Annotated in this window: 7 protein-coding genes and 1 tRNA gene; 4 read left to right on the forward strand and 4 right to left on the reverse strand. The window is 61.0% G+C overall.

All coding sequences use genetic code 11. From position 1 onward, the window contains the following. The first annotated feature begins 21 nt into the window (after positions 1-21). From nuoD to nuoG, 4 genes are read left to right on the forward strand one after another with little or no spacing between them, the layout of a single operon-like run. Positions 22-1,236 carry an NADH dehydrogenase (quinone) subunit D gene (nuoD, locus tag HJC00_RS24420; protein ID WP_221144564.1) on the forward strand — a complete coding sequence of 405 codons (1,215 nt, stop codon included), beginning with the start codon at positions 22-24 and terminating at the stop codon, positions 1,234-1,236. A 16-nt stretch (positions 1,237-1,252) separates the two neighbouring features. Next, on the forward strand, positions 1,253-1,762 hold the full coding sequence (gene nuoE / locus HJC00_RS24425; RefSeq protein ID WP_221144562.1) for an NADH-quinone oxidoreductase subunit NuoE: 510 nt from the start codon (positions 1,253-1,255) through the stop codon (positions 1,760-1,762). Between the two features lie 4 nt (positions 1,763-1,766). After that, the gene (nuoF, locus tag HJC00_RS24430; protein WP_210629993.1) at positions 1,767-3,032 is read left to right on the forward strand and encodes an NADH-quinone oxidoreductase subunit NuoF; all 1,266 of its coding nucleotides are present in this window, start codon (positions 1,767-1,769) and stop codon (positions 3,030-3,032) included. A 33-nt stretch (positions 3,033-3,065) separates the two neighbouring features. Continuing rightward, entirely contained in the window at positions 3,066-5,645 is a 2,580-nt protein-coding gene (gene nuoG, locus HJC00_RS24435; protein ID WP_221144560.1) for an NADH-quinone oxidoreductase subunit NuoG, read from the forward strand. A gap of 177 nt (positions 5,646-5,822) precedes the next feature. Here nuoG and HJC00_RS24440 read toward each other — a convergent pair whose 3' ends face one another. The 4 genes from HJC00_RS24440 to HJC00_RS24455 form a co-directional block, all read right to left on the reverse strand. Beyond that, complete coding sequence (locus HJC00_RS24440) at positions 5,823-6,263, reverse strand: CBS domain-containing protein (RefSeq protein WP_210629991.1); 441 nt, start codon at positions 6,261-6,263, stop codon at positions 5,823-5,825. Positions 6,264-6,308: 45 nt separating this feature from the next. After that, the gene (locus HJC00_RS24445) at positions 6,309-6,875 is read right to left on the reverse strand and encodes an NADH-quinone oxidoreductase subunit I (RefSeq protein WP_210629990.1); all 567 of its coding nucleotides are present in this window, start codon (positions 6,873-6,875) and stop codon (positions 6,309-6,311) included. Between the two features lie 10 nt (positions 6,876-6,885). Next, positions 6,886-7,887, reverse strand: a complete 1,002-nt coding sequence (gene nuoH / locus HJC00_RS24450) for an NADH-quinone oxidoreductase subunit NuoH (RefSeq protein WP_210629989.1) — start codon at positions 7,885-7,887, stop codon at positions 6,886-6,888. A 525-nt stretch (positions 7,888-8,412) separates the two neighbouring features. Continuing rightward, a tRNA-Met gene (locus HJC00_RS24455) sits at positions 8,413-8,489 on the reverse strand. Positions 8,490-8,506: the final 17 nt, after the last annotated feature.

Raw genomic sequence — 8,506 nt, forward strand, 5'->3', positions numbered from 1 at the left:
GTTCTACGCCGGAACGTTGAGATGACTGAAGTCACCGAGCTCAGCAGGCCTGAGGGTGAAGCGCTCAATACCAGAGAAGTGCTTCTCAACCTCGGTCCGCAGCACCCCAGCACCCATGGGGTTCTTCGGCTCGTCCTCGAACTGGACGGCGAGTTCGTCGAGCGCGTCGATCCGCATATCGGCTATCTCCATCGTGGCACTGAAAAACTGGCGGAGAGCTTCACCTATACCCAGATTTTCCCGCTGACGGATCGGCTCGACTATCTCTGTCCGCCCTCGAACAACCTCGCCTTCGCGCTGGCGGTCGAGAAACTCCTCGGCATAGAAGCCCCAATCCGAGCGCAATATATCCGCGTGATGATGGCCGAGCTGGCACGGATCTCCGGTCACCTCCTGATCACCGGCGCGCTGCCGATGGATCTCGGCGCCATGACCGCGCTGCTTTACGTCATGCGCGAGCGTGAAATGATCATGGACCTCCTGGAAATGATCACCGGTGCGCGCATGCACACGTCCTTCTGCCGGGTTGGCGGGGTGCGCGAGGATCTGCCTGATGGGTTCTTCCCCAGGATCCGGGAGTTTTGCGACATCTTTCCGAACCGTATCCGCGACTATGAGCGACTGCTCGAAGATAACCGGGTGTTTCTCAATCGCACGAAGGGGATCGGCGTGATCTCCGCAGAGGATGCTGTCGATCTCGGCCTCAGCGGCCCGAACCTGCGTGCTTCCGGTGTCGACTGGGACATCCGGCGCGACGAGCCCTACGAGATCTACCACCGGCTCGATTTCAACGTCATCACCCGTGACGAGGGCGATTGCTATGCACGCTGGCGATGCCGCGTCGATGAGATGCGCGAGAGCATAGGGATCATCGAACAATGCATCAACCAGATGCCTGAGGGGCCTTTCCAGATCGACATGCCGACAATCGCCTTCCCGCTGGACAAGGATCGGGTGCACTGCTCGATGGAGGCGCTGATCCAGCATTTCGACCTGTCGGCTTACGGCTTCAAGGTGCCGAGGGGCGAGGTCTATTCGGCAATCGAGGCGCCAAAGGGCGAGCTTGGCTTCTACATCATCAGCGACGGGTCTCCAAAACCGTTCCGCATGAAGGTGCGGGCCCCCTCGTTCGTCAATCTTCAGGCCCTCTTCGGGGTCGCGAACGCCCGCTATCTGGCGGACATGATCGCCGTGCTCGGCAGCCTCGATCCCGTGATGGCGGAGGTGGACAAGTAGCAAGGATTTGAATGCGATGACCATGCGCGAAAAGATCGAAGAGGCGGCGGCGCGGTATCCCGACCAGCGCTCTGCGATCATGCCCGCGCTCCTGATCGCGCAGGAAGTACATGGCCATCTGCCTGGGCCAGTGTTGGAAGAGGTCGCCGACATTCTCGGAGTCGAGCGGATCTGGGTCTACGAGTTGGCGACCTTCTACACCCTCTTCCATACCGAACCGGTGGGGATGTTCCACCTGCAGCTCTGTAACAATGTTTCCTGCATGCTGTGCGGATCGCAGGACCTGCTAGACCATCTGGAAACAGTGCTGGGGATCAGGAAAGGCGGCACCACCCCGGACGGGCTGTTCACGCTCTCGACTGTCGAATGCCTCGGCGCCTGCGAGATGGCTCCGGTGATGCAAGTCGGCGACGATTACCACGCCCACCTTGATGTGATGCGGATAAACGCACTGCTGGACAACCTGCGGGCGATAGCGGGAGCCGCGAGCGTCGAGCACGCCTCTGCGCGGCTGCCGGGAGAGTAGCGCCATGTTCGAGCCGGTTCTTCTCAAAAATGTCGATGTGGCGGATGGTCATTTGGTGTCGACCTACGAGGCTGGAGGCGGCTATCAGGCGCTGGCGAAGGCGCTGCGCGAGTACACGCCTGACGAGATTATCGACCTTGTCAAACGGTCCAACCTGCGCGGTCGCGGCGGTGCCGGATTCCCGACGGGCATGAAATGGGGTTTCGTGCCGAAGCGCGCCGGCAAGCCGACATATCTGTGCTGCAACGCCGATGAAGGCGAACCGGGCACGTTCAAGGACCGGATCATCATGGAGCGTGACCCACATCAACTGATTGAGGGGCTGGCGGTAAGTGCCTACGCGATTGGGGCTGAAACCGCCTATGTCTACATTCGCGGAGAATATGTGACGGCGATCCGTCGTCTGGAGCAGGCGATCGCCGAGGCCCACGCAAGGGGCTATCTCGGAAAGCGCATTCTGGGCTCGGATTTCAATTTCGCCGTCCACATCCACTGCGGCGCCGGCGCCTATATCTGCGGCGAGGAGACTGCGATGCTCGAGTCGCTTGAGGGCAAGCGGGCGCAGCCGCGATTGAAGCCGCCGTTTCCGGCCGTGGCTGGGCTCTACGCCAGCCCGACTGTAATCAACAATGTCGAGACGCTGGCCTGCGTGCCGCATATCGTGATGCGGGGCGCGGACTGGTTCCGCGGCATCGGCCCGGACAAGAGCCCCGGCCCGAAGCTCTACTGCCTCAGTGGGCAGGTGCGCAAACCCGGCCTCTACGAGTTGCCGATGGGCATACCGCTGCGCGAGCTGGTCGAGGAACATGCCGGCGGGGCCTTGCCGGGACGCAAGATCAAGGCAGTGATCCCGGGCGGGGTCTCCGCGCCGGTCATCCCTGAGCACGGGCTGGAGGTGAGAATGGATTTTGACTCGCTGGCTGCCGCCGGCTCGATGCTCGGTTCGGCTGGCGTTATCGTGATCGACGATAGCACCTGCATGGTCAAGGTCGCCACCAGGATCGTCGAGTTCTTCCACCATGAGTCCTGCGGCAAGTGCACGCCCTGTCGGGAAGGATTGAACTGGGTTGTGAAGGTCCTGCGCCGGGTTGAAGGCGGGGATGGAGCGCCCGGCGATCTGGAGCAGCTGGAGATGCTCTGCAAGGGCATTTTCGGCAATACGTTTTGTGCCTTGGGTGACGGTGCAGCGATGGGATTGCGGGCAGCACTCGCGCATTTCCGAGATGAATTCGTCGCCCATGTCGAGGAGCGGAGGTGCCCGTTTCACTGAAGGAGTGTGCTGAATAAGGGTTGTGAGGAAACCATGCTTAAAGTCACGATCGATGGACAAACGCTGGAGGTTGAGGCTGGCTCGACAGTGTTGCAGGCCGCCCGGCGTTTGGGCATCGATATCCCGACCTTTTGCTATCTGAAGCGTCTGCCGCCGCTGGCCTCTTGCCGCATGTGTCTGGTGGAGATCGAGGGCCTGCGGCGGCTGCAGCCGTCCTGCGCTACTGCGGTCACCGATGGCATGGTCGTGCGGACAAATACGCCTCTGATCGAGGAAACGCGCTCTTCCATGCTCGACATGCTGCTCGCCAACCACCCCCTCGACTGCCCCATCTGCGACAAGGGCGGAGAATGCGAGCTTCAGAACATGGTAATGGCCTATGGGCCCCGCGAAAGCCAGTTCCGCGATGACAAACGTGTGTTCCACTCCGAGGACATTCGCCTGAGCCCGGTTATCATCATGAATGTCAACCGCTGCATCCAGTGCCAGCGCTGCGTCCGGATGTGCGAGGAGGTCGTCGGCGCGGTGGCGCTGGGCACCGTCGAGAAAGGCATGGATACCGCCGTCACCGGCTTCGAGGGCAGTCTGGCGAGTTGCGACCAGTGCGGCAATTGCGTCGAGGTCTGCCCGGTCGGCGCGCTGATGAGCTTCCCCTACCGCTATAAGGCGCGCCCCTGGGATCTCGTAGAGACCGACACGATCTGCCCGCATTGTGGCACCGGTTGCCAGCTGACAGTGGGCACGCGCAAGGGCGAGTTCATGCGGGTGCGCTCGAAGTGGGACGAAGGTGTCAACCACGAAACTCTCTGCGTGCGAGGACGCTTCGGCCTCGATTTCGTTGCAAGCCGGGACCGGATCAAGCAGCCAATGATCCGTCAGGATGGCGCCCTGGTTCCGGTTTCCTGGGACGAAGCGGGGGACTATCTGCGCCGGCGACTGTTGGCTGTCGAAGCCAAGAATGCCGGCGGGCTGGCCTCGCCTCGCCTGCCCAACGAGGTGCTTTATCAGTTCCAGAAGCTGATGCGAACAGTATTCCGGACCAACAACATTGATTGTTCGTCACGCTGGGCCGCGCCCTTCGATACGCTCGGCCCGCTATTGGGAACTTTCTACAGCCGCGCACCGCTGGACGACGTAATCGGCAACGACTGCGTGCTCGTCGTCGGCGGCAACGTGACCGAGGAGAATCCCGTCACCGAATACCTGCTGCGAGACGCCATGCGGCGACGGCAGGCCGGATTGCTGATGCTTTCGGCGCGGCCCTCGCGTCTGGACGCCGATGCCAGGGTGGTGGTTCGCGTGCCGCCGGGCGGAGAAGAGGCAAGCCTTGCGGCGGTGGTAACCGCGCTCATGGCGGCGGCCGGTCAGACCTTGCCGGGCGACTCAATTGCGGACATCGGTGCGACGATCGGCTGGCCGGCAGCGGGCACCGGCGGCGACGGGCCGGATCGTCTCGCCACCGCGCTCAAGGAAGCCCGTAGCGTCACCGTGCTTGTCAGCGTCGACCTCCTGAGATCACCCGAAGCGCGCGCGACGCTGCTGCAGCTCAACAACCTCCTGCAGGGCCTGCGCCTGCTAGGCAAGGGCCCGGCGATGCAGTTTCTCTTCGACCGTGCCAACCAGATGGGTGCCTGGGACATGGGGGTCCTGCCGGCGGCTCTGCCGGGGCTGCGGGCGGTCGCCGATGACGCGGCGCGCGCAGCTCTTGCCCGAAACTGGGACGCCCAAATCCCGTCTGGACCCGGCGCGAATCTCGACGCCATGCTGGAGCTCTGCGTCGGTGGCCGGATGGGCGCGCTCTACATCGTCGGAACCGACCCCCTGGTCGCCTATCCCGACCGGGATTTTGTGACGCGGGCGCTTGGCGCGGCTGATCTCCTGATCGTGCAGGACGCGTTCCTCACGGAGACGGCGGGCATGGCCGAGGTCGTCTTGCCCGCGGCGGGCTATGGCGAGGAATCTGGAACGTTCACCAACAACGAAGGCCGGATCCAGAATGTTCGCAAATTCCGTGAGCCCGTTTTCGAGGCGCGAGGCAATCTGGCGATTATCGACTTCGTCGCCGCGCTACGCAACCAGGCGCTGCGGCCATCGACGCGAGGCGAAATTTTCGACGAGATTGCCCGGCTGGTCCCGGCCTATCAGGGGTTGACGCAGGACGGACTTGGCGCCGACGGCGCATTCACCAGGGCGGTGCCGACATTATCGGCTGGCGTGTTCCTTGCGCCGCCGTCCGTTCCAACAGCAGCCGACCGGCTCATGCTGATCACCGGCGACTGCCTGTTCCACAACGGATATCTTTCCGAACGGTCGGACACGCTGAACACGGTCGCCAACGATCCCTATGTCGCGATGAGCGCGCAGGATACTGCGGAGCTTGGCCTTTCGGATGGCGATCAGGTAATCGTGCGTTCCGGCCAAGGCGAACTGTCGGCGCAGCTCAGGGTCGACAGGCGGTTTCCCAAGGGCCTCGTCTTCGTTCCGGAAAACTATGGAGCCTTGCGTCTCAACAGCCTGCTGCGGCGGGGCGAATATCCATGCGCGGTGGAAGTCCAGAAGGCGCATCCCACTCCTGACGTCGACCGCCCAGGCCGGAGCTGGCGTGGGGTTTGAAGATCTCGAGCGGTTCAGGTTTTCACGGAAGCGCTGAACCGCTCTAACTTTTTGTTTTTACGCAATTCCGGACGGAAAACCACTTCGCACTTTTCCTGGAATTGCTCTAGGATCGGGGCACCGCAAGGCTCCGCGGCAAGCTGCCCGTCCCAGCGTCTTCACATCGAGTTGGCGGCGTCAGTGATACCTGGCCCCGCATATGTAATCCTGCAACTCCTGCTCTGTACGCTGCGCTTCGTCGAGCCTGTGCTTAACCACATCTCCGATGCTGACCACGCCGACCACGTTGCCTCCATCCGTGACCAACACATGGCGCGTACGCCGCTGGGTCATGATCCCCATCGCGACAGGCAGCAAATCTTGTGTCGAACACATCGCCACATTGCGGTTCATGATGTCCGCGACCCGCATCGCCGCCGCCTCGGCCCCGTATTCCGCCATCGCATTGCAGCAATCCCGCTCCGACAGTGTACCCAGGTATTTGCTGTTCGAGCGGCTCACGACGACGAAGCCGATATTGTTGTCTCGAAACAACCTCAGTACCTCCACCATCGTCTGATCGGGGGCGACTGCGATGACACCGACACCCTTGTTCTTCATGATTTCACCGACAAACATCTGAGCCTCCTGTTTGAGCGCTTCGGTTTGATGGCTGGCGCGCGTTCATGTTCGCCGGATATTCCGCCACCAGTTGTAGCCCTGCGTCTCGTTGGTCTCGACAATTACGTCCTTCTTCGTATTGAGGCGCGCGGCAACCACGCCGCCGCCGGTTGCCGCCTTACCCGGCTTGACGAGCAGATCGTCGCGCCCGATCACCAGGTCAGCGGAGGAAAAACTGGAAAATTCGTATTGTTGCCCAAGCGCGATTGCATCCGCCGGGCAGGCGTCCTCGCACAACCCGCAGAACAGACAGCGTGCTGTGTCGATTTCAAATTTGGCCGGATGGCGATTGCCCTTCTCGTCCTCGTACGGGACGACTTCGATGCAGTCGCAGGGACAGATCCGCGCGCAGAGTTCGCAGGCCACGCACTTGATCTCGCCCTCTTCATCACGCTTCAAAAAGTGATGCCCTCGGTAACGCGAGTAAGGCAACCATTTTTCGTTGTCCGGATACTGCATGGTCACGGATTTGGAGAACATGTAGCCGAAGGTCAGAGCCAAGGCGCTCGCCAGATCGGCAAAAAACGTCCAGCCAATCCATGTTCCAACTCTGTCCTGCGCGCGCGACATCGCCGCCTCGCTATGGACCCGTTACGGCCCCTAAAAGTACACCAGTTACAATTATGTTCGCCATCGACAGAGGAAGCAAGACTTTCCATCCGATCGCCATCAACTGATCGTAGCGGTAGCGGGGGAAAGTGAAGCGAAACCAAATAAACACATAGACGAACAACGCGACCTTGAGAGCAAACCACAGGAGCGGTGGCAAAGGAACCAGAACGCCGTTCCAACCGCCGAAGAACAGGATCACCACCAAAACCGACACAAGCAATACGATGGCATATTCGCTGACCATAAAGAAGGCAAAGCGGATACCGCTGTATTCGGTATGGAACCCGGCCCCCAGATCGCCTTCCGCTTCCGCCAAGTCGAAGGGGATGCGCTGCGCTTCGGCCAATCCGGCGACGAAGAACACGAAGAATCCGATCGGTTGGTAGACGATGTTCCAGACATCGGCCTGCGCCCGCACGATCTCGAGAAGGCTCATGGATTGCGCCAGCATGACCACGCCGATGACCGCGAACCCCATGGGGATTTCGTAGCTGATCATCTGCGCGCAGGTTCTGAGGCTGCCCAAGACAGCGTATTTGCTGTTGGAGGCCCAACCGCCGAAGATGACGCCATAAACCTCGATCCCGATCACCGAGAAGACGAAAAGGAGCGCCACATTCATGTTGGAGACGTAGAGCGTGATCCCGTGGCCGAGGACCGAGACAGTTTCGCCGAAGGGGATCGCGACGAACACCACAAAGGGTGGGGCGAGTGCCAGGATTGGCGCCAGTTTGAACAGAAACCGGTCGGCCTCAGCCGGGATGTGATCCTCTTTCGTCAGGAGCTTGATTCCGTCCGCCACCGGCTGCAACAGCCCGTGCCATCCCACGCGCATCGGCCCCATCCGCTGCTGCATGTGCCCGGCAACCTTGCGTTCCAGCCAGGTGAGCGGCAAGGGTAGCAACAGCAGGATCGCAATCAGGAACGCGACCTTCAAGACGATCAGGCCAAGGGCGACGATAAGTTCCATGATCCGGCTACTTATTCATCGGGTTGAAGCGCGCGACGGGGCTTTGGCTCCGCTCTACAATGAGCACTGCGCACACTTGTCAGGCTACATGGTACAACGGCGACGCACCCCATACAATGCCGTCGCTGGGCGTGATGCGTTCTGCATAGGACGTTTTGAGAAGAGTAGCTCGCTGTGCAAGATGAAGGCTTCGCGTTTCCGCCGGTTACACCGCGCCATCTTGCTTATCAAAAACCGCCGAGGCTCTCATGGCTGCCGAATGAAAGTTCCGCGGCAGATCAGTCGGCGTCCGGGGAGTTGAACGCCCAGCAGAAACGCAAAGCTCGTCGAGGGTTATGTCGAGTGCTTCTGCCAAGCGATTTGCATGGGTAAATTTGCAAGTTGAATTGGTCGCGGGGTCAAGATTTGGGGTTTTTGTGTCCGGGCTGCGTCGACTTTGCCTTCTTGCGGGCCGCAGATGAGGCGTCAAATTCTCGAGCTGTTACCAAACAAAAAGCCCGCACGAGGCGGGCTTTTTGGGAAGATTGGTTGCGGGGGCAGGATTTGAACCTGCGGCCTTCAGGTTATGAGCCTGACGAGCTACCGGGCTGCTCCACCCCGCGATATTTCATTCCGGACG

The sequence above is a fragment of the Rhizobium sp. NLR22b genome, assembly GCF_019685295.1.
In the GTDB taxonomy this organism is placed as follows: domain Bacteria; phylum Pseudomonadota; class Alphaproteobacteria; order Rhizobiales; family Rhizobiaceae; genus Rhizobium.

What these genes read in the sequence shown, in the direction of transcription:
- HJC00_RS24440 (WP_210629991.1), bottom strand. Translation starts at nt 6,263, where the DNA reads ATGTTTGTCGGTGAAATCATGAAGAACAAGGGTGTCGGTGTCATCGCA.
- nuoH (WP_210629989.1), bottom strand. Translation starts at nt 7,887, where the DNA reads ATGGAACTTATCGTCGCCCTTGGCCTGATCGTCTTGAAGGTCGCGTTC.
- nuoG (WP_221144560.1), top strand. Translation starts at nt 3,066, where the DNA reads ATGCTTAAAGTCACGATCGATGGACAAACGCTGGAGGTTGAGGCTGGC.
- nuoF (WP_210629993.1), top strand. Translation starts at nt 1,767, where the DNA reads ATGTTCGAGCCGGTTCTTCTCAAAAATGTCGATGTGGCGGATGGTCAT.
- nuoE (WP_221144562.1), top strand. Translation starts at nt 1,253, where the DNA reads ATGACCATGCGCGAAAAGATCGAAGAGGCGGCGGCGCGGTATCCCGAC.
- nuoD (WP_221144564.1), top strand. Translation starts at nt 22, where the DNA reads ATGACTGAAGTCACCGAGCTCAGCAGGCCTGAGGGTGAAGCGCTCAAT.
- HJC00_RS24445 (WP_210629990.1), bottom strand. Translation starts at nt 6,875, where the DNA reads ATGTCGCGCGCGCAGGACAGAGTTGGAACATGGATTGGCTGGACGTTT.